The sequence below is a fragment of the Curtobacterium sp. 9128 genome (assembly GCF_900086645.1).
Lineage (GTDB): Bacteria > Actinomycetota > Actinomycetes > Actinomycetales > Microbacteriaceae > Curtobacterium.
This window is the reverse complement of record NZ_LT576451.1, coordinates 2,425,018-2,447,482: the sequence shown is the minus strand read 5'-3', so window position 1 is coordinate 2,447,482 and position 22,465 is coordinate 2,425,018. Positions and strand designations below refer to the sequence as shown.

Genomic DNA, 22,465 nt, shown 5'->3' with positions numbered 1-22,465 from the left:
GGTCACACCGCCGCGTGGGTGGCGGTCGGCGCGGTGCCGAGCACCTTCGCCTTGAGCGCCTCGTACTCCGCCTGCGTGATCGTCCCGGCGTCGAGCAGCGCCCTGGCCTTCGCGATCTCGTCGGACGGCGAGCTGCCGGCGACGTCACGGATGTAGCCCTCCGCGGCCTGCTTCTGCTGCGCTGCCGCCTCCGCGCTCCGATCCGCCATCCCCCGGCCGCGGGCGATCAGGTAGACGAACACCGTCAGGAACGGGACGAACACCAGGAAGAACGCCCAGATGGCCTTGTACCAGCCGCTGAGCTGGTGGTCGCGGAACAGGTCCGCGATGACGGCGAAGAGCGCCATGAGTGCGGCGACGAACGCGAAGCCGAGCAGGCTGTACCAGACGATGGCCCAGAACGTGTACCAGAAGTCCATGATCGTGTTCCCTTCCGAGGTTCGGTTGGAACGGGTCTACCGGCGTCGGCGTGCACGCGGCACCACCCGCATCGGGCGATGTGCGCCGGTGCGGCGATCCGCTTCGATCGGTCCGTCGGCCGGATCTGGTCGACCCGACGGACCAGGAGCGGACATGAGCATCGGTGGCGGGATCTTCCTCCTCGTGGTGGGCGCGATCATGGCGTTCGCGCTCGACTTCCAGTTGGTGGGTGTGGACATCCAGCTGATCGGCTCCATCCTGCTCGGTGCCGGCGTCCTGGTGCTCCTCCTCGGGATCATCAGCAGACTCCGGCGTCACCGGGTCGAGTCCACCTACACGGTCGCCGTGGACCCGGCCACCGGGGAGCGCATCGTGCGCCGCCGGACGGAAGAGGGCGGCCCGGAGAACTGAACCGTCGCCGGCGAGCCCGACGGACACCGGGTACCGAGGGAGCAGCGTGCTCATCGTGATCGGGCAGGTGCTGCCCCTGGCGCTCGCCCTCGCGCTCAGCTCCGTGCCCATCGCGTCGGCCCTGACGCTGCTGCTGCGGAACCCACGCCGATCGGCTGCCGTGGCCTTCGCCGTCGGGTACACCATCGGGATGGCCGGCCTGGTAGGACTGCTCGCGTCGTTCCTGCCGGTCCGGCTCGGTGGCGACGTGTCCCTGGGGGTGCACGGCCTGCTCGAGATCGCACTCGGCGTCGCGGTCGTCGTGCTCGGGATCGTCACCGCCCGCCGTCCGGCCGGGGCCGGCCGCCTCGGTGCGGGGCTGCACCGCCTCACCGGCGCGCTCGGCGGCATGGGCCCCGTCCTGGCGCTGCTGCTCGGGATCACGCTCGACCTGCGGCCCAAGTCGGTGCTCGTGGCCGGCACCATCGGCGTCGTCATCGCCGGAGCGACACCGACGGGCGGCGAGGTACTCGTCGCGACGACGATCGCCACGGCCCTCGGCGCGAGCACCGTGATCGTGCCGGTCGTCGTCGGCGCCGTCCGCCGCGCGCGTGCGCGAACCTGGCTCGAAGCCTTCGACCACTGGATCACGAGAAACGGCCGGACCGTCACGGTCGTGGTGCTGTTCGTCGTCGGTGCGGTCGTCATCGGGAACGGTCTGGGCTCGCTCTGACCGCCTTTCACCCGGTGCAGGTGATGGCTCGCCGTCCGTCCCGGCGCAGGGTGGTGGTCCAGGGCCGTCCTGCTCGCGACGTTCCCGATCGACCTCTGAGGACCGACGATGCCGGCGACACCGCACCGACCGACGTGGCTCGCCCCGACACTCCGCCACTACGACCGCTCCTGGCTGAGCCGCGACGTCCTCGCCGGGCTCGCCGCAGGAGCGGTCGTCATCCCGCAGGCGATGGCGTACGCGACCATCGCCGAGCTCCCGGTGCAGGTCGGCCTCTACACGTGCATGGCGCCGATGCTCGTGTACGCGATGCTCGGCGGGTCGAGGGCGATGAGCGTGTCGACCACGTCGACGATAGCGACCCTGACCGCGACGACGTTCGTCTCCGCCGGCGTCGCCGCCAGCTCCGACGCACCTGAGCGCGCACTCGCCACCCTCGCGCTCCTGGTCGGGATCGTCCTGCTGCTCGCCCGGCTCCTCCGGCTGGGATCCATCGTCGAGAACATCAACCTCGCGACGACGATCGGCGTGCAGATCGGCGTCGGTGCGACGGTGGCAGTCGGGCAGCTCCCGAAGCTCCTCGGCATCGACGACTCCCCGTCGGGCAAGGGCTTCATCCGGTCCCTCATCGCGGTCGCGGAGGCGATCCCGAAGGCGCACCTCACCACCATCGTGCTGTCGGTCGTGTCGGTACTCGCACTCGTGGTGCTGCGTCGGTTCCTCCCCCGGGTCCCTGCGCCGCTCGTCGTCGTCGGGGGCGGGATCATCGCCTCGGCGGTGTTCGGGCTCGCCGCACGGGGCGTCGAGACCATCCAGCCGATCCCGTTCGGGCTGCCGGTCCCGGCCGTCCCCGACGTCACCCTGGTGCCGGGGCTCCTGCCCGGCGCGATCGGCATCGCGATGATGGCCTTCCTCGAGTCGGCGGCCGTCTCCCGCGGCATCCGCAAGGTCGACGAGCCCCAGATCGACAGTGACCGCGAGCTCCTCGCGACCGCGGCGGCGAACCTCGCGGCCGGGTTCACGCAGTCGCTGCCCGCCGCCGGCGGGTTCTCGCAGAGCGCCGTCAACCAGCGCGCAGGTGCCCGGACGCAGCTCGCGGGGATCGTCACCGCAGCGCTCGCCGTGCTCGTCGCGCTCGTTCTTGGCCCGGTGCTCGCGCTGATGCCCGCTGCGACCCTCGCTGCCCTGGTACTGGTCGCCGTCATCGGGCTCATCGACATCCGCGCGCTCGCCCGGCTCGCCCGGATCAGTCGGCGGGAGTTCTGGCTCGCCGTGGTGACCGCAGCGGTCGGGCTCACCGCCGGCCTCCTGCCGGCGGTGCTCGTCGGCGTCCTCGGCACCTTCTTCCTGGTGCTGCGCGAACTCCAGCGTGTCCGGATCGTCCCCGGTGTCGCCACGGGTACCTCGCTCGGCGCGCGCATCGAGGGTGCGGTCTACACCGCGAACGTCCTCGAGTACGAACGGACGCTCCTCGAGACCGTCGACGCGGCGACCGACGTGCGCACCTTCGTCCTCGAACTCCCCCGCATGCACGACACGTCCGTGACGGTGCTCGACGGACTCGCGGATCTCGACCGCGAACTACATCAGCGCGGCGTGACGCTCGTGCTCGCCGACATGCCGGCGTCCGCGGTGGACATGGCCCGCCGCACGCGCTGGTTCCAGGGGCTCGAGGACGCCGGCCGCGTCCGCGGACGCGCGACACCCTCCACGGCACCGTCCGACCGGCGGCCGACGGATCGTTGACACCGGACGGGAGGCCCGGATCACCGCCGCCCCACCCCCACCGTCCGTCAGGCAGGCGGGAAGACGTGGCCGTTCCGCCACGACTCCGGGGCAGACATGCGCGCTCCTCAGCGGTCGTCGGTGCCGCCGATCGTCGGTCGGCATCCCGAGCCTGACCGTGGACCGACCGCAGCGGATCGCCTCGGTCGGGTGACTCAGTCCGGCGTGATCCGTCCGGTCGGCGCTCCGTCCGGTCAGCGCTCCGTCCGGTCGAGGTTCAGTGTCTCGCCGGCTCGCAGGTCGTACGCCAGACCGAGCGCCTGCCGTGCACTGAGGTACCGGAGGTCGGCGACGGTCACGCCGAAGCGGTGTCCGATCGCGTCGAGGGTGTCGCCATCGGCGACGTGGTACCACCTCGGCACGCCGTCGATGCTCTCGACGGTGCCCGTCGCGCCGGGCCGCTGACCGGAGTCGTGCACCGTGAGACCCGGGTGCCGGTCCGGCACGTGCCAGTCCAGCCGCGCGACGCCGAGCACCGTCCACGGGGAGGTCTCCGGCCGGTCGACCAGCACCGCGGTCCTGAGGAAGCTCGGGTCGTCGCCCGCTTCCTGCAGTCGGAACTGCTGATCGGGGACCTGCGCCGTCTCCCCCGGCGCTCCCCAGGCGTCGTAGCCGAAGCTGACCCCGTCGGAGATGGTGTCACCGACCCGTTCGTCGAACTGGCGGAAGAAGATCGCGAGCGGCTGTCCGAGGGTCGACCGGTACGCCGAGGTCCGCACGACGTAGTCGTCGTTGCCGGTGGCGACCACCTGCAGATGGATCGACGCGCGACCGTCCGCGGTGGCCAGGTCGGTGTCGAGCACGACGGTCCCTGCTGCCGGTGCCGGGCCGGCCGGGTCCGCAGCAGCCGTCGGGGTCGCGGACGCGGTCGAATTCGCCGTGGCCGTTCGTTCGTTCGTCGCGGCGTGGTGCGCCGAGCCCGCGGTCGCGCAGCCCGTCATCGTGAGCACGGCGGCGAGACCGAGTGCTGCGACACCTGTCCGGCGGATCACCGCGTCGTCCCGGGCAACGGCGTCTCCTGGCGCACCCCGGCGGCGACCGCGACCGAGCGCACCTGGGCTTCGAGCGCCTCGCCGTGCAGGTGCTTCGCGAAGCCGATCACGGTGCGGTAGAGCGGCAGGTCGATGGTCGTCCACTGCCCGTTGTCCACGATGACCCGGAGGGCGTCGACGGTGCCGAAGGTGTACCGGCCTGCGGCCTTCGTCTCCCCGGTCGAGACCGCGCGCACCTGGTTGCGCGGGATCCCCACGACGAGCCGCGGCGTCGTGCCGCCCACGTAGATGCCGATGCCGTTGTGGTCGGCGACGACCGTCGCGTGTCCACGACGCGGGACGTCCGAACCGAGCTCGGCGCCGAGCATCGCGGCGGTGCGGCGGACGTCGGTCGCGAGGTCCTTCGTGAAGAGCGCCGGAGCGAGGTGCGCACCGGGATGGGCGAGGGCGAGTGCAGCCTCCCGCCGTCGGGTCGACGCGTTCTGCACCGCCAGGACGATCTCGATGATCGCGAAGATCGCAGCGGCGTAGAGGAACAGCGTCCCGATGACGGCTCCCGTCGACATGCCGGCCTCGTGCTCTCGCCACGCCAGGACGCCGAACCGCAGCACGAGGTACGCCGCCACCACGATGATGCCGATCAGCCCGCCACGACGCCGGCCCGTTCCGTTGCTGTTCCCCACCCGGACACCGTAGCGAGTCCCCACCGTTCGACGGGCAGTCTGGACGATTGCTCAGGTCACGATCCCGCATCCTCCGGTCGGCAAGCTGATCGGCTGCAGACCACCCTGCCCGGTCGGTGTGTGCTGGTCGGTCGTTGCCGGGATCGTGAGCACGAACACGGTGCCGACTCCCGGTGCGCAGACGAGGTCGCCGCCGTGCGCCCGAGCGATGCCCCGTGCGATCGGTAGCCCGAGCCCTGCTCCCCCGCCGCTCGCCGCCCGAGCAGCGTCGAGCCGGACGAGCCGATCGAACACACGCGCACGGTCGACCGCCGGGATCCCGGGCCCGTCGTCGGCGACGCGCACACGGCCCACGTCGCCCAGCCGGTCGATCTCGACCACGACGTGCCCGGCGCCGTCGGTCGCCCTGGCAGCGTTTGCCAGGAGGTTGGCGAGGACCTGGCCGATCCGGTCGCCGTCCGCGGACACGACGACTGCGCCATCCGTCTCAGCGACCTGGACGGTGAGGCCCGGCGAGCGGAGCCGTGAACGGTCGGCCTCACTCCTCGCGATGGCGCCGAGGTCCACGGACGCTGGCTCGAGTGCGAGGCCGCCGTCCACCCGCGCCATCAGCAACAGGTCGTCCACGAGCCGCGCCGCCCGACCGGCCTGCCGGACCACGTGCACGGCGAGCTCTTCACGCTCCACCACGTCGGGGCGTGCACGCACCAGGGTGTCGGCGGCAGCGGTGATCCCGGCCACCGGCGTCCGCAGCTCGTGTGCGGCGTCCGACAGGAACGACCGCATCCGGGCCTCCGCCGAGACGGCATGTCGTTCCGCACCCTCGACGGCGTCGAGCATCTCGTCGAAGGCCACCGCGACGCGACCGATCTCGGTTCCCTGTCGGGCCGGACGGAGGCGCCGCCCGCGGTCGCCGTGTGCGATCGAGCGTGCGGCGTCCGTCATCACGTCGAGCGGGCGCATCGTCCGCCGCACCACGATGACCAGGCCGACCGCCGCCACGAGCATGAACCCGACGGACGCGGCGAGCATCACCCATCGGAGTTCGCCGAGGACCTCGTCGACGGGGCCGGTTCCGGCGGTGAGCCGGATGCGCGAGCCGTCGCTCAAGGTCGACACGAGCGTGACGATCCGGTCGCCCTCGGTGAGCCGCGAGGACCTGATCGTCACGTGCGATGTCGCGCCGGTCCCGGTCGTGGAGGGATCCGCCGTGGAGTCGCGCGCGGGAGCGGCCGCCGGCGCGGGGAGTGTCCCGGGATCCGGTGGACCGTGCCGCAGCTGGTCCGGGCTGGGACCGGCCTCCACGGAACCGCCGTCGGCGGCCGTGATCGTCACGGAGAGCCCCTGCATCGACAGTCGGTCGGCGAGGTCCGCTGCGTCGACCGTCCCGACGAGAGCGGCCGCCGCCGAAGCACGGTCGCGCAACCGGTCCTCGACCTGGGCGCGGAGCCGGTCGCCGAGGGTTGCCTGCACGACGACACCGAGCGCGCCGAGGAGGACAGCCAGCAGGACCAGGACCGCGACGACGGTCCGCATCCGGAGCGAACCGGTGCGGAGGACCGACGCGCTGGGCGCCTCGCCGTTCACGCCGCCACCGCACTCAATCGGTACCCGAGACCGCGCACCGTGTGGACGAGTCGTGGGCCGTGCACTTCCATCTTCCGCCGGAGCGCGCTGAGGTGGACCTCGACGAGGTTCGGGTCGACGCTGTCGTACCCCCACACCTGCGTCAGGATCTGCCCCTTCGACAGGGTCCGGCCGCGGCTCTCGGCGAGGAAGGCGAGCAGTCGGAACTCGGTCGCGGTGAGCTCGAGCACGACACCGGCACGACGGGCGACCGCGGCGTCGGGGTCGAGGACCAGGTCACCGACCTCGATCACGGCGGGCACCCGACCACGGCGGCGGAGGACCGCGGTGACCCTGGCGACGAGTTCCGCGATCGCGAACGGCTTCACGACGTAGTCGTCAGCGCCCTCGGCGAACCCCCTGAGCCGGTCCTCGACGTCGTCCCGGGCGGTCAGCATCACGATGGCAGCGTCCGACGAGGTCCGCACGCTGCCGGCGAGCTGGATCCCGCTCGCACCGGGGAGCATCCAGTCCAGGACCACGAGGTCCGGGACGAACGCCGCGAGGTCCCGGTGGAGCCCGGAGCCGTCGGGAGCGTCGAGCACGACCAGTCCCTCGTCGCGGAGGGAGCGTGCGACGGAGACACGGATGGTCTCGTCGTCGTCGATGAGCAGGACGCGGGCTGGACTGGGCACGGCGGACACCGTACGTCCGCGATTCGATCACGAAGCCTGGAACGACCTGGGGAGCACCTGTGCTTCAGTCATGCTTCAGATTCGACTTCGACCGTGGTCCACGTCGGCAGCACAGCCGCCCCGGCACCGCCGGACGACGAAGTGGAGACACCATGGCGAACGAGAACGAGAACCAGAACCAGCACGACGAACCGACACGGGAGTACCCGCGAGGCGGCTTCGGCCAGGGCGCGCAGCCGACCGAGCAGTTCGCCGCCGCCGAGGCCCCGGCTCCGGCGTCCGCCACCGACCGACCCCGTCGTCTCGGGCGGCGGATCGGGATCGGCGCGGCGATCGTCGCCGTGCTGATCGGCGGCGTCGGGGTGACCGCGGCGGTAGCGGCCGGTGGCGACGGCGGGAGCACGCCGGTGGCAGCCCCGTCCGGCGCACCCTCGGGCAAGCCGTCGGGCGCTCCATCCGGAGCACCGACGGGCGCGCCGACGGGCGCACCGACGCCGGGTGTAGCAGGACCCGGCGCGGCGGGACCCGGTGCGGCGGGACCCGGTGCGGCGGGCGGACCGGCCGGTACCTGCGCTCCGGGTGCCGGCGGAGGACCGGCAGCTGCAGCACCCACCCCGCCGAAGGACGGGCCCGCACCGGACGGCGCCGCTGCCGCTCCGAACCCGACCGATGCCCCGAAGCCGCCGAAGGACGCCCCGAAGCAGTCCACGGATGCGCCGAGCGCTTCGCCGACCAGCGGTTCCTGACTGGTCGGCAGCCCCTGCCGGACGACGGTCCGTCGGGGCTGCCGTCGGCTCCGCGGGCCGATCAGGGCACCTGTGCCGCACCGGTGGTGACCCAGGAGGACGCACCGGGCGTGACCCAGACCCTCCCGTCCGCCCCGAAGGCCAAGACGTCGACGTCGACGTCGCTCGTGAACCGACCGAGGTCCTCCTCGTCGCCGGCGACGATCGCGGTGGCGAGCACGTCGGCGGTGACGACGTCGTCGGCGACCACGGTCGCCTGCACGAACGTCGGAGCCGTGCGTCGCCAGATGTGGTCGCCGCGTTCGGCGGTCCCGGAGGTCGCGACCGCACGGCGGGGCGCGTCGAGACGGACGACGCCGACGACCGTGTCGCGGTGCGCCGGGTCGACCACCCCGACGCTCCACGGCTCGACACCGCGGTGCATCCCACGGACGAGCACGTCGCCGCCGGCGCTGATCATCCAGTCGGCACCCGCCTCGTCCAGCACCGCTCCCGCGTCGCGGATGGCGAGTGCCTTCACGACCCCGGAGAGGTCGACCACGCCGTCGGGGCGGTGCGGAGTGAACGCGCCGCCGGTCCGCTCCCGCCAGTCCAGAGCAAGTGCGTACACGTCGCGGACCTGCTCCGGGGTGTCGGGGAGCCGGATCGTGCCGTCGGCCACCCGACTGAGGACCGATGACGGGTCGTAGAGGCTGTACCGGCGGTCGTAGCCCGCGAACACGGCGCGGACCTCGGACGCAGCCGCCGCGGTCGCTCCGCGGAGACTGACGACGGTCCCCATCGTCTCGAAGGTCAGGACGTCGTTCACAGTCCCGCCTTGTCGATCGCGGACTGGAGCGAAGTCGTGTACCCCTCGCTGGTGAAGGTCGCGCCGCTCACGGCCTGGATCGAGGCGGACTGTGCGGCGAGGGCCTCCTGCCGGAGGATCGGTGCCGCCTGCTGGCTGATCTGCACGGATCGACCGTCGTGGTCGGTGAGCTGCAGGGCGGTGACGTCGGTGATCTTGCCACCCGCGACGGTGATCCGGACCTGCACGGGGCCGTACCGGGTCTGGGTGGCATCACCGGTGAACGTGCCCGAGACGGACGCCCCGCCGGTGCCCGACGCCGTGCTGCCGGAGGACCCGCTCCCCGACGATCCGCTCCCCGACGCGGAGCTGCCGGACGTCGTACTCTGCGACGGCGCGGTGACGGCAGGCTGGCCGCCGAGCTGCCAGCCGATGACGAGGACCGCGATCGACGACACGATCCCCCCGACGACGGCGCGCGCCCTCATGACTTGAACCGTTCCTGGTGGATCTGGTGTTCGGGGACCCCTGCGAGCCGGGCCTCGCGGACGACGAGGTCCGACCAGGCGCGGGGCCCGCAGACGTACAGGTCCGACTCGAGCAGCCGCGGGAAGACCGACAGCAGGGTGACGCCGCGACGGAGGTCCTCCTCGGGCATCCAGGTCGCTCGGGACCGAGCACGGTGTCCGACCATCGCGAAGAGCCGGGTGCCCGTCGTCGCCGCCAGATCGGCGGTCTCCCGCCAGAGGTACTGCTGCTGCGCATCGCGCCCTCGCAGGAGCACCGTCGCCTCGCCCGGTCGGAGGTCGGTGTCCTCCAGCAACGCGCGGACGGGCGTGATCCCGATCCCCGAGGCCACGAGCGCCAGGTACGGCGCCGTCCGGGCGCGGCTCGTGAAGAGGCCGTACGGACCCTCGAGCGAGACGAACGCCCCCGGCCGGATCCGCCCCAGTCGCGACGACCCCGCGCCGAGGTCCCGGACGGTGATGCGGGCCCGGTCACGTCGGGGCACCGCCGAGAACGACACCGGGTGGGCGTGCCACCAGGTCGTCGCCGTCCAGAACCGCCAGACGCCGTACTGTCCGCCGCGCGCGCCGAGTCGGTCGAGGTCGCGCCCGGCGAGGTGGATCGACACGACACCGGGGGCGATGGGCTCCACGCCGACGACGCGGATCCGGTGCCGGACGGTCACGACGAACGGCACCGCGAACCGGTACACGGCGATGAGCCCGAGCGCGAGGACGTACAGCGCGATCCAGTACGCCCGCTGCCACGTCCCTGCCGCGAGCACGCTGCCCGCGCTCAGCATGTGCGGCAGCGCGACGAGCACCGCCGCGTAGCTGAGCAGGTGGATGACGTGCCAGGCCTCGTACGGTAGGCGCCGACGCACGGCGACGAGCGAGGACACCACGACCGCGACGAACAGGCCGAGCCCGAGGTACGCCAGCGGCATGTCCGGCGTCGAGAAGAGCGCGATCGTCTCGGCGATCGGCCCGGTGCCCGCCGACGCGCCGTAACCGAGCGTCAGGAGCGCTCCGTGCGCCAGCAGCAGGTACAGCACCGGCTTGCCGAGCGATCGGTGGACCGCGATCGCCGTGTCCTGCCCGAAGGTGCGGTCGACGAGCGGCACCCGGGCGGCGAGCACCAGCATCACGAGGACGAGGTCGGTCGCGATCAGCCCGGCGACGATGCCGGCATCGGTGAGCCACCCACCGATGCCGACGACCGAGTGCGATCCGGGTGACGCGAGCCACAACGCGACGGCGACCGCGGCAGAGGTCCAGGCGAGGATCCCGAGCAGGTCGGTCGTCGCACTGCGACGACGTCGGGACCGGTCGCGACGACGCGCGGCGACGGCGAGGGGTTCGGTGGCAGGGGCCGCTGCGAGCGGGTGGGCCGTGGGCCGAGCGGTGTCGATCATCGGCTCGTTCCTCTCCAGCATGTGATCGGGTGACGCTCAGCATCGACACCGGCCCTTGGGAGGAACCCGGAACGGGACGTGGACTTCGTTCGAGACTTCGAGTGATCAGGCTCGCCGTGGATCGGCTTCGGTGCTGGGCAGCACGACCGTCGCGACCGCGCCGCGCTCCTCGCCGTTCCGGAGCGACGCGGTCCCGCCGGCCCGTTCGGCGATCCCACGGACGAGCGCGAGCCCGAGACCGCTCCCGGTACTGTTCCCGCTCGACGCCGTCCGACGTGAACTGTCGGCTCGGGCGAACCGCTCGAAGGCCTTCGGCAGGAAGCCCTCCGGGATCCCGTGGCCGTCGTCCACCACGCGCAGCACGAGCCGGCGCGTCGCATCCTGTTCGAGCTGCACCCGGACCACGCCGCGGGCGTCCCCCGCGGCGACGGCGTTGGCGACGAGGTTGTCGACGACCCGTGCGAACGCTGCCGGTTCGACCCCGTACCGCTCGTCCGGAGCGTCGACGGCGACCGAGAAGTCGATGTCGCGGTCTCCCGCGCCGTGTGCCGCCCGCGCCCGGTCGATCGAGCCCATGAGCTCGGTGACGAGGTCGGCGGCGGCGGTCGGCGGCGCCGGCTCCGCCTCGTCGAGCCGGCTCAGCTCGAGCATCGTGTTCGCGAGGGCCACCAGCCGCGCGGCGTCGTCCTCAGCGGCCTGCAGCTCCCGGGCGAGCGCGTCCGCGTCGCCTGCCGACCGGTGCGCCAACTCCAGCCGGGCGGTGAGCGCGGCCAGCGGGGTCCGGAGTTCGTGGCTCGCGTCCGAGACCATCCGACGCTCCCGCTCGGCGTTCTCCCGCTGCCGGTCGATGAAGGCGTTCAGCGTCCGCGCGAGCGCCGCGAGTTCGTCGTCGGACGTCCCGACCGGCAGGTGCCCGCTCGTCTTGCCGGCGCTGAGGTCCTCGGCGGTGCGGCGCATCCGCCCGACGGGTCGGAGTGCGAGGGTCGACAGGAGCCACGCGGCCGCGCCGAACGCGAGCAGCGCGAGGACCGTACCGACCGCGAGCGACCGGTCGACGCGCGCGACCGTCTCCTCGCCGGCACGACCGTCGTGCGCCGCCCAGACCACGAAGGCCCCGTCGTCGTTCACCACCGGGGCGCCCACCACGGTCATCACCCGGTGCCCGGCATCCGTGCGGAGCGTCACTCCGCCTTCGGGGACGTCCGTGGGCAGCACGGACCGCACGTTCGCTGGGAGCGAGTCGACCACCCACCGTCCCGAAGCGGAACGGATGCCGACGAGGACACCCTCGGCGGGCCGGCCCGGTGGCTCGTCCGGGTTGTGGAGGAGGTCCGAGACGAACGGGGCGGCGTCGCCGGACGCGAGCGACGCGTCCGACGCCAGCGACGCGCGCTCGATCTGCACGTGCAGCACCACGGCGACGCCGCACAGTACGACGGCCCCGACGACGAGGCTCCCGAGCGTGATACGGGCGCGGATGGACAGTCGACGGAAGACGTTCATCAGGACGCGACGACCTCGAGCGCGTACCCGACGCCGCGGACCGTGCGGATCGCGACGTCGGCCCCTGCTGCGTGCAGCTTCTTGCGCACGTAGCTGACGTACTGGTCGACGATCGTGGGGTCGAAGTGCTCGGCGCTCCCCCACACCTCCCGCAGCACGTCCGCTCGCGTCCGCGGCGACGGCGACCCCTGGACGAGGAACCGGAGCAACGAGAACTCCTTGACGCTCAGGGGCATGTCGCGGCCGCGGACCGAGGCCCGGACCGCGACGGTGTCCAGCCGGACCGTCCCCGCCTCCACGATCGTCGCGGTCCCGGCAGCTCGCCGCCGGAGGTGGGCGCGGATGCGGGCGTTGAGTTCGGCGATCGCGAAGGGCTTCGTCAGGTAGTCGTCGGCACCGGAGTCGAGTCCGAAGACCCGGTCGTCCACGGCGTCACGTGCGGTGACGAGCACCACCGGGAAGTCCTCCCCGAGCTCTCGGAGTCGTCGGCAGACCTCGAACCCGGTCATCTCGGGCAGCATCACGTCGATCGCAGCCGCGTCGAACGACTGTGCGCGCGCGGCGACGAGCGCGGCGATCCCGTCGCCCACGACGGTGACCGTGTGCCCCTCGCCGGTCAGCCCTCGTTCGACGAGCGACCGCATCTCCGGGTCGTCCTCGACCACCAGGATGTTCGCCACGTCACACCCGAGCGTCCCGCTCGACGCCCGTCCCTCCGGTGATCGCCACACGCATACCAGCGATCGTAGGCCCGCATCCGCCGGACGGGAGGCACGGTGCGGGCCGGCACCGAGCCTCCCGTCCGGCGGATGGCCGCGCCGGTCGGCCACCGCGATGCCGGTCGTCAGCCGGGAGTGCTGCGGAACCGCCGTGGGAGCAGGACGAACGCCAGCACCGCGGTGATCGCGTAGGCGGCGGCTTGGACCTCCAGCAGCGGCAGGGTGCCGAGCGGTTCCTGGAGGAGACCGGCGACGGTGATCCCGATCGCCTGACCGACCGCTTGCCCGAGCCCGAGCGCAGCGAACGCCGTCCCACGGACTGCGCCGTCGACCGCCTGCTGCAGCAGACTCGTGAGTCCGGCGCCCATGAACACCGCGGGCACACCGATCGTCGCGAAGAGCACGGCGTAGACCGGCACGGCGTGGGTGACGAACGACGCGTTCCACACGAGGACGGTGATCACCGTGAACGTGCTCGCACCGATGAGGGCGAGCCGGAGGGCGTTGATCCTCGCGCCGAGGACCCCCAGTGCGAGGCCGGCGCCGATCGCCCCGATCGCCTGTACTCCACGCAGCAGGCCGACGTCTGCCGCGTCGCCACGGATGACGTCGGTCACGAAGAAGACGAACAGGACGAGGAAGAGCCCCTGCGCGATCGACGCGACCGTGCTCACCAGGACCAGGTGCCGCGTTGCACGGTCGCAAAGGGCACGGAGGACGCCGCCGGTGTTCGGTCCGATCGGGATGGGGGAAGCAGGCGGAGCCGGATCGACGCGTCGCCCGTGCGGCACGCTGAGGACGAGGGCAGCGGCGACGACGTACGAGGCCACGTCGACGAGCGCCACCGTGCCGATGGACCCGACCGCGAGCAGCACGCCGCCGAGCGGGCCACCGATGATCCGGCCGAGGTCGTTGTTCAGCCCGACGAGGGCATTCGCCGAGTTCGCCCGATCGAGCCCGACGAGCGTCGGGAGGAGCGCGTTCTTGGCCGGCAGGAAGAACGCGCCGAACGACGCCTGCGCGACGATGACGGCGTAGACGAGCGGCAGCTCCGACCGGTCGTGCACGAGGAGCAGCGGCAGGAGGGTGAGGGCCTGACCGAGCATCGCGACGACCATCACGCGCCGGTGTGGCAGCCGGTCGGTGACCCGCGCGACGACCGGGGCGAGCAGCACGGGCGGGGCGAGTTCGAGGAGGAACGCGAACGACGTCCCGACGGCCGATCCGGAGAGCCGGAGGACGACGAGCGGCAACGCGATGAACATCAGCCAGTCGCCGGTGTCCGACACGAGCCCCGCGAGCCAGAGCCGTCGGAACGCCGGTACCGCCATCGCCGAGCCTGCGAAGCCACGGCGCGTGGCCGGCGGCGTGCTCGTCATCGGTCGGGGCCGAACCCGAGCCGCGGGAACGCGCTGAGTGAGAGGTGGACGTGTTCGGCGTCACCGGGGGTGTTCGCCCGCGTGGCCTGGATGTACGGCCGGACGACGGCATCGAGCCGCGCGACGACCTCGGCGAGTTCGGTCGGTGTCAGCGAGAGCCCGTAGCTGGCGTGGACGTCCGCTGCCTGCCAAGCCCCCGGGACCGCGTCCCGACCGCGGAGGTACTCGCGCAGGAGGTGGTGGTCGAGCTCGACCGACGCCGCCAACATCCGGTCCAGTCCCGCCACGTCCGCCGGATCGACGTCGTCGGTGGTGAAGCCGGTGATGCTCGTCCGCCACGGCCTGGACCGACCGTCGCCCGACGGGTCCGGTTCGACCAGTCCGTGGGACGCGAGCACCCTGAGGTGGTAACTGCAGTTCGACGGCGTGTCGCCCACCGCCCGGGCGCATTGTGACGCCGTCGCGGGGCCCGACGCCGCCAGGTACCCCAGGACGTCGAGCCGTACCGGGTGCGACAGTGCGTCGAGGACGCCGGGATCGGCGAGATTGGGACGGTTCTCCTGCACGGCGACTCCTCGATCTGAAGTGGATTTTCAGATCGTACGTCCGGTTGTCGCGATCTGCAAATGTCTTTCAGGTGCAGCGTGGGCGATGATCGTTCCTGGACGAAGGGAACATCGTGGACACCATCCCCACCGTCGGCGCCGATCATGCCGAGGACCGCACGTGAACGCCCTCCTCGTGGCCCAGCTGGTCCTCGTCGGGTTGCTCGGCGGCGAGGAGCTGATCGTCCGGTGGGGTGTCCAGCCGGCGATGGCCGCCCTGCCCGACGACGCGCACGTCCGCACGCGCATCGCAGTGGTCAAGTCCCTCAAGGTCGTCGTGCCGATCCTGATGATCCCTGCGGTCCTGGCATCCATCGCCGTCCTCGTCGTCGGTGGAACAGGCGACGGGCTCGTGTGGCGGAGCGCCGCGGTGATCGCGTTCGTGGCGTCCGCCATCGCCGTCGTCCAGGCCTCGAGCACGTGATTCCCGCGAACCGCCGCCTTCCCCGTCGCGCGGACGATCGCCGGCGCGCGGTCGTGACCCGGGTGGCCTGGTGGCGCACACCGTGGTGGCATCCTCGCCGGTGGGAGGCCCGCATGTGGGTGGTGCTCACCGCCGCTGCGGCTGGTGGAGTCGCCCGTGAGGTCGTGCACCCGTTCTACGAGGACGCCGCCGACGCGCTCGTGCACTGGCTCGGGCTGCTGCCGTTCGCGGTCCTGCTGACGTACGTGCTGGTCGGCCGGTGGAAGAAGGGCATGACGGTGCTGTGGCGGCCGACGTGGCCCGAGTGGCGCCGCCTGCTCGTCGTCGCGCCGCTCGCTTTACTGGCGGCACGGCTGCTCATCGAGGACGACGCATCGTGGAGGTGGCTCTTCGCGGGAATCGCCGCGGTCGTGGTCGCGCTCGCCGTGGCACGCGGCATCTGCGTCGTGCGTGACCGACGCCGGCGAACCGACGTGTACGGGAACGTGGCCGCGGATCCGTACGCAGCGACGTCGCCGACCCGGTAGCAGGAACGACGAAACCCCCGGCCGCGGCCGGGGGTTTCAGGTGGTGGGCGATACTGGGATCGAACCAGTGACCTCTTCCGTGTCAGGGAAGCGCGCTACCGCTGCGCCAATCGCCCAGAGAGAGTTGAATTCTGGAGGTGGGGACGGGATTCGAACCCGCGTGGACGGCTTTGCAGGCCGCTGCCTAGCCTCTCGGCCACCCCACCATCGAGGTTCACGTCTCCGTGAGTACCCGAACGGTGGGATACCCTCTGGTGAGAAACCGGATCCCGAGGGAACCAGTACTCGAGCGGATGACGAGATTCGAACTCGCGACCCTCACCTTGGCAAGGTGATGCGCTACCACTGCGCCACATCCGCATGTCTGACCCGCTCTCGCGGCGACTCGTAAACTGTATCCGACTCCGACGCGTTTCTCCAAAATCCTGGGTGTTCACCGGGCGTGTCCCCCGAGTTCATGCGGATCGAGGGGCATCGAGCGCGACACGAAGCACCCCGACGCGCGCGGAAGCACCGCCGTGTTCGGCACACCGCCCGACATCCGCTACTATCGATCCGCACGCAAGTGCAGGGGCGATTGGCGCAGTTGGTAGCGCGCTTCGTTCACACCGAAGAGGTCATCAGTTCGAGTCTGGTATCGCCCACGTGCCCATTCAGGGCCTGAAGAACAACCAAGAGAGCCCGACGCAACCGCGTCGGGCTCTTTTCGTCCCCCAACCGGACACGACCGATCACCAGAGCAAGGGCAGCATGACCGACGTCGACCTCGAGTACGCACGCGTGCGCGCGGTGCTCGACCGCCCGACGCTGCGCCTCATGTCCCGCCCGACGAGCGCCGTCGTCCTCGCGGTGTTCCGCACGGTGTTCGACCGCGACGTGCAGTACGTCCCCGCCGACCGGATGCACCTGCAGGTCGAGGAGCACGTCGCACGACTGCAGGCGACCGGCGCCAGGGTCCCGGCGAGCGAGAACCCGCAGGACGACGACAAGCGCCCGAACGGCCGAGCGCTCTGCCGCGAGTGGGTCGCGGCGCAGTGGCTCGTGCGGTCGAACTCCCCCGACGGTGACGAGCAGTACTCGCTGACGAGCCACGCCCTCGAAGCACTGAGCCTCGTCGACGCCCTGTCCGCCGACCGGGCCTTGATCAGCGAGAGCCGCCTGGCGATGATCGTCGACGCGGTGCACCGGTGGGCCGCCAGGGCGGAGCCGGACCCCGACGTGCAGATCCGCCGCATCGACGCACAGATCGCCGAACTCCAGGCAGAGCGCGACCGGCTGGCGACGGGCGACGCCCCGACCACCGTCGACGACGACCGGATGCGCGACGGCTACACGAACATCACCGACCTCATCCGCCAGCTCCCGAGCGACTTCAAGCGCGTCGAGGAAGCCGTTGCGTCGATGCACCGAGAGATCGTCGAGGACTTCCGGAACGAGGTCCGTCCGATCGGCGAGATCCTCGACGACTACCTCGCACGCACGGACACGCTCATGGAGGCCACGCCGGAGGGCCGGGCGTTCGAGGGTGCCTTCGAGCTCCTCCGCGACGACGCACTGCTCCTGCGCCTCCGCGACGACATCGCGACGATCCTCGAGCACCCCTTCGCCGAGTCCCTCAACGCCGCGGAGCGCCGGGCCTTCCGCAACACCGTGAGCATCCTCCGGCAGGGCATCGAGGACGTCCTCGCCCAGCGTCGCCTGCTCACCGGGACGCTGCGCGACCAGATCGTCGCGCACGACGTCGTCCGTGACCGCGAGCTCGACGCGGTCCTGCGGAGCGTGAACCGACGGCTCGCGACGCTGATGGGCGACGGCAGCGCCCGCGGCACGCTCCCCCTCGAGCTCCTGCCGCCGGTCGCCGAGATCGGCACCCTGCGCGAGCGCTTCTACGACCCGGACACCGAGGCCGTCCCGCCGCCCATCGAGGAACCGGACGACGACGTCTTCGACGAGATCGACGTCGACTCCCTCCGACGTCACGGCGGCCCGCTCCTCACCGAACTGCGCGCAGCGCTCCGGTTCAGCACCGCGGCCACCAGCGACGGCGCGTTCCACGAGCTCCCCCCTGAGCAGCGGCGTCCCGTCGAGCTCTTCGGTCTGGCGCACCTGCTGACCGGTCGCGACGACTTCGAGACCGCGGCCGCAGCCGTCGCGCACGAGACCGTGCGCCCGGACGGCACGGCGGTCGCCTTCACCATGCCGACGGCCGCGTTGACCCCGCGGGATCCGTCCGCAGACGACGACACCACCCTGGAGGCTCGGTGACCGACACGACGTCAGCTCCCGTCGACGAGACGGACGAGTACGACGACCCCACTCCCGTGGAGCAGGACGACGAGCGTGACGAGTCCAGCTTCGCCCTCTTCGAGGGCGACGAGGGCCGGCTCGACGAGCTCCAGCGTCGCGCCTTCGTCGCGCTGCTCCGGCACTCGTACATCAGCGCGCGGACGCACGCGGACGAGTGGCGCGCGGTCCTCGACGCCGAGTACCAGCTCCGGTCCCGGCTGAACGACCTGTTCCTCGAACTGCACGTCGACCGGGACCGCGAGGTCGCGTGGAAGCGCCAGGCCCGGTCGGAGAGCCAGCGCCGCGGGTTCCCGACGCTGCTCCGGGACGTCCCGTACACGCGCGAGGAGACGATCGTCCTCGTCTACCTCCGGATGCGACTCCGCGCCGACGCCCGACCGGGGCCGGACCAGGTCGTCGTCGACCGAGCCGAGATCCTCGGGCACGTCGCCGGCTTCCGGCCCGCCACCGCGACCGACAGGACGCGCGACGAGGGCCGGGTCGCGAAGGCCATCGACCGCCTCGTGACCGCACGGGTGCTCCTCAAGACGAGCGACCCCGACCGCTTCCGCATCGCGAGCGTGGTCGAGGTCCTGCTCCCGCTGGAGCGGCTCCTGGAACTCGATCAGTGGCTGGCCAACGTGACGACCGCAGAACGTGGGCCGGATGACGGCGACGAGCCGAGCCTCCAGACCGACACCGACCCCGACGAGACGGAAGACGAGGACGAGTCGTGACCGACTTCCGGATGGACACCGCCGGCATGCCGGCGCTCTTCGACACCGTCGCGCAGTGGCGCGCCGAGTCCATGCAGGTCGTCAACTGGGGCGGCTTCCACGGCCACCGCCGGGTCGAGCTGTCCGGTGCCGCGACGCTCATCTCCGGCGCGTCCGGAACCGGCAAGTCGACGCTCATGGACGCCTACCTCGCCGTGATGATGCCGTCCGACGTGCCGTTCAACGGCGCCTCGAACGACGCGACCACCGGTCGGGCGCGGAGTGCGGACCAGCGCAACCTGCTGACGTACCTGCGCGGCAAGGTCGACTCCCGGCGCGACCCGGAGTCCGGGGCGCTCCGCGACGTGAACCTCCGCGGTGACGAGACGGCGACGTGGGGTGCGGTCGCCGTCACGTTCCGGAACGACGACGAGCGGCAGTTCACGGTGCTGCGCGCGTACATCGTGCCGAAGCGTGCCCGCGGGGTCGGCGACATCCAGATGACGATGGCGACCGTGGACGACGACTTCGACCTGCGTCGGCTCGAGGACTTCGTGCCGTCCCGGTTCAGCCACCTCGAGCTCACCGGACGCGTCCCGGGGCTCGTCATCCGCGACACCTACCAGGAGCTCGCGTACACGCTGCAGACACGGCTCGGGATCGGCGACTCCGGCGGCGGGAACCGGGCGATGCGCCTGCTCGCGCGCATCCAGGCCGGGCAGCACATGCCGACGGTCGACTCGCTGTACAAGTCGCTCGTGCTCGAGACCCCCGGCACGTACGAGGCCGCCGACCGGGCGCTGGCCCACTTCGCCGCGCTCGACGAGGCGTACGAGGCGATGGACACCGAGGAGCGCAAGGTCGCGATCCTCTCCCCCATCACCGAGCTGCACCTGGAGATCGAACGGTCCCGCGCCGCCGCCGAGGCCCTCGACGGCATCGCCACCGGGTCCGAGGTGTCCCCGTTCGCACACTGGACGGCCACCAGGAAGCGTGCGCTGCTCGACGACGAGGTCTCGCGCAACTCGCGCGCCCGGACCGTCGCACGAGCCGAGGTCGAGGCGGCGTCCGCTCGCCACGCCGCGGTCGAGATCGAGCTGCGGGAGGCCGAGGCCCGACTCCGGGACTCCGGCGGCAACGCGCTCGCCCAGCTCGAGGACCGCATCGACCGCGGCACGCGTGAGCGCGAGGTCGTGCTCCGTGCGCGCGAGGCCTTCGAGTCGCGGACGGCGCTGCTCGGGGAGGTGCCGACGACCGAGACCGCCTTCGGCACGGCCCAGCGGGACTCGCACGAGTTCCTCGGCACGTTCGGTGCCACCCGCGCAGCGCTCGACGAGCGTCGGGACGCCCTGACGCGGGAGGAGTACCCGCTCCTCGACCGTGAGCGATCGCTGCGCCAGGAGCGCCAGTCGCTCGAACACCGGCAGGGCGCGATGCCGCTGCCGATGCACGAGGCACGGGTGGCGATGGCGAACGCCGCCGGCATCGACCCGTCGTCGCTGCCGTTCGTCGCCGAGCTGCTCGACGTCCTCCCCGGTGAGGAACGATGGCGCACGGCGATCGAGTCGGTGCTCGCGCCCGTCGCCCGCACGCTGCTCGTCGACCAGGACCAGCTCGACTCCTTCAGCGCCGCGATCGACTCGCTGCGCATCGGGGTGCGGGTGCAGTTCGAGGGCGTCCCGTCCGGTCCGCACCTGGACCTCGACGGTGACCGGTCAATGGTGTCCGGCAAGCTCGCGATCAAGGACTCCCCCTTCAGCACGTGGGTCCGCTCGCGCATCGAGTCCGACCGGATCGACGCCCGCTGCGTGTCCTCCGCCGCCGAGCTGGGTGGTGGCGGCCGCCGTGTGACCGAATCAGGGCAGCTCCGCGACGGCCGACGTGGCGCGCACGGCGACCGCCGCCAGGCCAACGTCATCGGTTTCACGAACGAGGCGCGCGTCGTCGCCGTCGAGACCGAACTCGCGTCCATCGCCGAGGACCTCACCACGCTCGAGGCCCGCCGGACCGACGTCGCGCAGGACATCGCGGCGCTCGAGGCCCTTCGCGCCGCCCACCAGCACCGGGTCGACACGACGTGGGAGAGCATCGACGTCGCCGGCGTCGACGCGTCGCTGACGCGCCTGGCCGAGGAACGGGAGGCCGTGCTCGCCGCCGACGACGGGCTGCGGACGCTCCGGGCGTCGGTCGCGAAGCTGCGGGCGGCGCTCGATGAGGCCTCCGACCGTCGATCGGCCGCGCGGCTCACGGTCACACGGCTCGAGGAGCGCCACGCGGTGCTCGTCGATGGGCAGGACGCCGCCGCCGAGATCCTCGAGCGGTTCGAGTCCGCGCCGACCGCGGTGCCGGACGAGGAACAGGCGCACCTGCTCGAGGAGACGTTCGAGGAGGTCGGCGCACCGGACACCGTCGACGGGTTCGACGACGCGACGAAGCGACTGCGTCGACGACTCGAGGAACGACTCTCGCAGGCCCTCGACGGGGCGGCGTCGGCGTCCAACGCCATGACGCTGACCTTCCAGCGCTACCAGGACGCGTGGCACGACCCGAACCTCGGCACCGGCGTCGCGTCGTACCCCGACTACCGCGCGATCCTCGACCAGATCGTGGCGACGGGTTTGCACGCACGGCGCAGCGAGTGGCGTCGACGCCTGTCGCAGTGGAGTGGCGAGGACCTGGTCCCGCTCGCCGGGGCGTTCGACCGTGCGGTCGTCGAGATCGAGGAGCGGCTGGAGCCGGTCAACGAGATCCTCCGCGACCTGCCGTTCGGTGCGAACCGGGACCGCCTGAAGATCGTCATCCGCCGGGTCACGCGCGAGGACGTCTCGCAGTTCCGGCGGGAGCTCCGTGCGCTGTCGGCCTCGGTGGACGCGGAGCTCACCGACGACGTGCTCGAGACCCGGTTCCGGCGGCTCCGGCGCTTCATGGCGGTCATCCGCGTCGACGCGGATGCCCCGCGCGGGCGGACGACTCAGCGCGATGCCGTGCTCGACGTCCGTCGGCACATGGAGATCACGGCCGTGCGGTACGACACCGACGGCAACGACCTCGGCGTGTACTCCTCGCTCGGCGACAAGTCCGGTGGCGAGACGCAGGAGCTCGTCGCGTTCATCGTGGGGGCTGCGCTCCGGTACCAGCTCGGCGACGAGACCCGTCCCCGACCCCGGTTCGCGCCGGTGTTCCTCGACGAGGCGTTCATCAAGGCGGACTCGGAGTTCGCCGGGCGTGCCGTGACGGCGTGGCTCCGGCTCGGGTTCCAGCTCGTGGTCAGTGCCCCGCTCGACAAGGTCACGGCGCTGGAGCCCTCGATGGAGCGGCTGCTGTCGATGCGCAAGCACCCGAAAACCGGCCACTCGTCCATCACCGAGATCGTGCGCGTCCCGTCGGCGTCCTGAGCCCGGCGCGGCCAGGTGCGTCGACCGGTCACGACACCCCGCTCACCGCTGCCGAGCGGTCGCATCCCGTCGGACCGAAGCGTCGCGGGCAACACTTCGTGACCACTCGGCGCACAGCGAACGGGGTGTTGCGGCCACTCGAGGCGGGCGGGCGGGCGGGCAGGCGGGCAGGCGGGTGCGGGCAGCGCACACC

General features: G+C 71.9%; 21 protein-coding genes and 4 tRNA genes. 10 read left to right on the top strand and 15 right to left on the bottom strand.

Annotation, left to right across the window (positions count from 1 at the left end; all coding sequences use genetic code 11):
* Positions 1-2 precede the first annotated feature (2 nt).
* Positions 3-419, bottom strand: a complete 417-nt coding sequence (locus QK288_RS11805) for an SHOCT domain-containing protein (protein ID WP_281264502.1) — start codon at positions 417-419, stop codon at positions 3-5.
* Positions 420-573: 154 nt separating this feature from the next.
* Here QK288_RS11805 and QK288_RS11800 point away from each other — a divergent pair, with 154 nt between their 5' ends.
* The 3 genes from QK288_RS11800 to QK288_RS11790 all read left to right on the top strand — a co-directional run bounded on the left by QK288_RS11800 (position 574) and on the right by QK288_RS11790 (position 3,289).
* Positions 574-831 carry a DUF6458 family protein gene (locus tag QK288_RS11800; RefSeq protein WP_281264501.1) on the top strand — a complete coding sequence of 86 codons (258 nt, stop codon included), beginning with the start codon at positions 574-576 and terminating at the stop codon, positions 829-831.
* A 46-nt stretch (positions 832-877) separates the two neighbouring features.
* Positions 878-1,543: a GAP family protein gene (locus tag QK288_RS11795; RefSeq protein ID WP_281264500.1), complete on the top strand. Its 666-nt coding sequence runs from the start codon at positions 878-880 to the stop codon at positions 1,541-1,543.
* 108 nt (positions 1,544-1,651) lie between these two features.
* Complete coding sequence (locus tag QK288_RS11790; protein ID WP_281264499.1) at positions 1,652-3,289, top strand: SulP family inorganic anion transporter; 1,638 nt, start codon at positions 1,652-1,654, stop codon at positions 3,287-3,289.
* Between the two features lie 233 nt (positions 3,290-3,522).
* Here the strand turns inward: QK288_RS11790 and QK288_RS11785 are convergent, their stop codons facing one another.
* Genes QK288_RS11785 through QK288_RS11770 form a run of 4 tightly spaced genes read right to left on the bottom strand, consistent with a single transcriptional unit; the run spans position 3,523 to position 7,264 of the window.
* Entirely contained in the window at positions 3,523-4,320 is a 798-nt protein-coding gene (locus QK288_RS11785) for a LysM peptidoglycan-binding domain-containing protein (RefSeq protein ID WP_281264498.1), read from the bottom strand.
* A complete protein-coding gene (locus QK288_RS11780) occupies positions 4,317-5,003 on the bottom strand; it encodes a hypothetical protein (protein ID WP_281264497.1) in 687 nt (228 codons plus the stop codon). The genes QK288_RS11785 and QK288_RS11780 overlap by 4 nt, the downstream gene beginning before the upstream one ends.
* 51 nt (positions 5,004-5,054) lie before the next feature.
* Positions 5,055-6,590 carry a HAMP domain-containing sensor histidine kinase gene (locus QK288_RS11775; RefSeq protein ID WP_281264496.1) on the bottom strand — a complete coding sequence of 512 codons (1,536 nt, stop codon included), beginning with the start codon at positions 6,588-6,590 and terminating at the stop codon, positions 5,055-5,057.
* Positions 6,587-7,264, bottom strand: coding sequence for a response regulator transcription factor (locus tag QK288_RS11770; RefSeq protein ID WP_281264495.1), 678 nt, complete (start codon positions 7,262-7,264; stop codon positions 6,587-6,589). The genes QK288_RS11775 and QK288_RS11770 overlap by 4 nt, the downstream gene beginning before the upstream one ends.
* Positions 7,265-7,416: 152 nt before the next feature.
* On the opposite strand from QK288_RS11770, the gene QK288_RS11765 reads away from it, so the two are divergent.
* A complete protein-coding gene (locus QK288_RS11765; RefSeq protein WP_281264494.1) occupies positions 7,417-8,010 on the top strand; it encodes a hypothetical protein in 594 nt (197 codons plus the stop codon).
* A gap of 61 nt (positions 8,011-8,071) precedes the next feature.
* Here QK288_RS11765 and QK288_RS11760 read toward each other — a convergent pair whose 3' ends face one another.
* The 7 genes from QK288_RS11760 to QK288_RS11730 form a co-directional block, all read right to left on the bottom strand.
* Positions 8,072-8,818, bottom strand: a complete 747-nt coding sequence (locus QK288_RS11760; RefSeq protein ID WP_281264493.1) for an FAD:protein FMN transferase — start codon at positions 8,816-8,818, stop codon at positions 8,072-8,074.
* Positions 8,815-9,285 (bottom strand): FMN-binding protein, encoded by a 471-nt coding sequence (locus QK288_RS11755; RefSeq protein ID WP_281264492.1) that lies wholly within the window; start codon positions 9,283-9,285, stop codon positions 8,815-8,817. The genes QK288_RS11760 and QK288_RS11755 overlap by 4 nt, the downstream gene beginning before the upstream one ends.
* Complete coding sequence (locus QK288_RS11750; RefSeq protein WP_281264491.1) at positions 9,282-10,718, bottom strand: ferredoxin reductase family protein; 1,437 nt, start codon at positions 10,716-10,718, stop codon at positions 9,282-9,284. Before QK288_RS11750 ends, QK288_RS11755 begins: the two co-directional genes overlap by 4 nt.
* A 105-nt stretch (positions 10,719-10,823) precedes the next feature.
* A complete protein-coding gene (locus QK288_RS11745) occupies positions 10,824-12,221 on the bottom strand; it encodes a HAMP domain-containing sensor histidine kinase (protein WP_281264490.1) in 1,398 nt (465 codons plus the stop codon).
* Complete coding sequence (locus QK288_RS11740) at positions 12,221-12,901, bottom strand: response regulator transcription factor (protein WP_281264489.1); 681 nt, start codon at positions 12,899-12,901, stop codon at positions 12,221-12,223. Before QK288_RS11740 ends, QK288_RS11745 begins: the two co-directional genes overlap by 1 nt.
* 164 nt (positions 12,902-13,065) lie before the next feature.
* On the bottom strand, positions 13,066-14,319 hold the full coding sequence (locus tag QK288_RS11735) for an MFS transporter (RefSeq protein WP_281264488.1): 1,254 nt from the start codon (positions 14,317-14,319) through the stop codon (positions 13,066-13,068).
* Positions 14,316-14,885: a helix-turn-helix domain-containing protein gene (locus QK288_RS11730; RefSeq protein WP_281264487.1), complete on the bottom strand. Its 570-nt coding sequence runs from the start codon at positions 14,883-14,885 to the stop codon at positions 14,316-14,318. Before QK288_RS11730 ends, QK288_RS11735 begins: the two co-directional genes overlap by 4 nt.
* 160 nt (positions 14,886-15,045) lie before the next feature.
* On the opposite strand from QK288_RS11730, the gene QK288_RS11725 reads away from it, so the two are divergent.
* Positions 15,046-15,348: a hypothetical protein gene (locus QK288_RS11725; protein WP_281264486.1), complete on the top strand. Its 303-nt coding sequence runs from the start codon at positions 15,046-15,048 to the stop codon at positions 15,346-15,348.
* 113 nt (positions 15,349-15,461) lie between these two features.
* Positions 15,462-15,875, top strand: coding sequence for a hypothetical protein (locus tag QK288_RS11720; protein WP_281264485.1), 414 nt, complete (start codon positions 15,462-15,464; stop codon positions 15,873-15,875).
* A 41-nt stretch (positions 15,876-15,916) separates the two neighbouring features.
* Here QK288_RS11720 and QK288_RS11715 read toward each other — a convergent pair.
* The 3 genes from QK288_RS11715 to QK288_RS11705 form a co-directional block, all read right to left on the bottom strand.
* Positions 15,917-15,991, bottom strand: a tRNA-Val gene (locus tag QK288_RS11715).
* Between the two features lie 16 nt (positions 15,992-16,007).
* A tRNA-Cys gene (locus QK288_RS11710) sits at positions 16,008-16,081 on the bottom strand.
* 82 nt (positions 16,082-16,163) lie between these two features.
* Positions 16,164-16,235, bottom strand: a tRNA-Gly gene (locus QK288_RS11705).
* Positions 16,236-16,446: 211 nt separating this feature from the next.
* On the opposite strand from QK288_RS11705, the gene QK288_RS11700 reads away from it, so the two are divergent.
* The 4 genes from QK288_RS11700 to QK288_RS11685 all read left to right on the top strand — a co-directional run bounded on the left by QK288_RS11700 (position 16,447) and on the right by QK288_RS11685 (position 22,272).
* Positions 16,447-16,519, top strand: a tRNA-Val gene (locus QK288_RS11700).
* Positions 16,520-16,625: 106 nt separating this feature from the next.
* Positions 16,626-18,140 (top strand): DUF3375 family protein, encoded by a 1,515-nt coding sequence (locus tag QK288_RS11695; protein WP_281264484.1) that lies wholly within the window; start codon positions 16,626-16,628, stop codon positions 18,138-18,140.
* On the top strand, positions 18,137-18,898 hold the full coding sequence (locus QK288_RS11690; RefSeq protein ID WP_281264483.1) for a DUF4194 domain-containing protein: 762 nt from the start codon (positions 18,137-18,139) through the stop codon (positions 18,896-18,898). The genes QK288_RS11695 and QK288_RS11690 overlap by 4 nt, the downstream gene beginning before the upstream one ends.
* Positions 18,895-22,272 (top strand): SbcC/MukB-like Walker B domain-containing protein, encoded by a 3,378-nt coding sequence (locus QK288_RS11685; RefSeq protein ID WP_281264482.1) that lies wholly within the window; start codon positions 18,895-18,897, stop codon positions 22,270-22,272. The genes QK288_RS11690 and QK288_RS11685 overlap by 4 nt, the downstream gene beginning before the upstream one ends.
* The last annotated feature ends 193 nt before the right edge of the window (positions 22,273-22,465 follow it).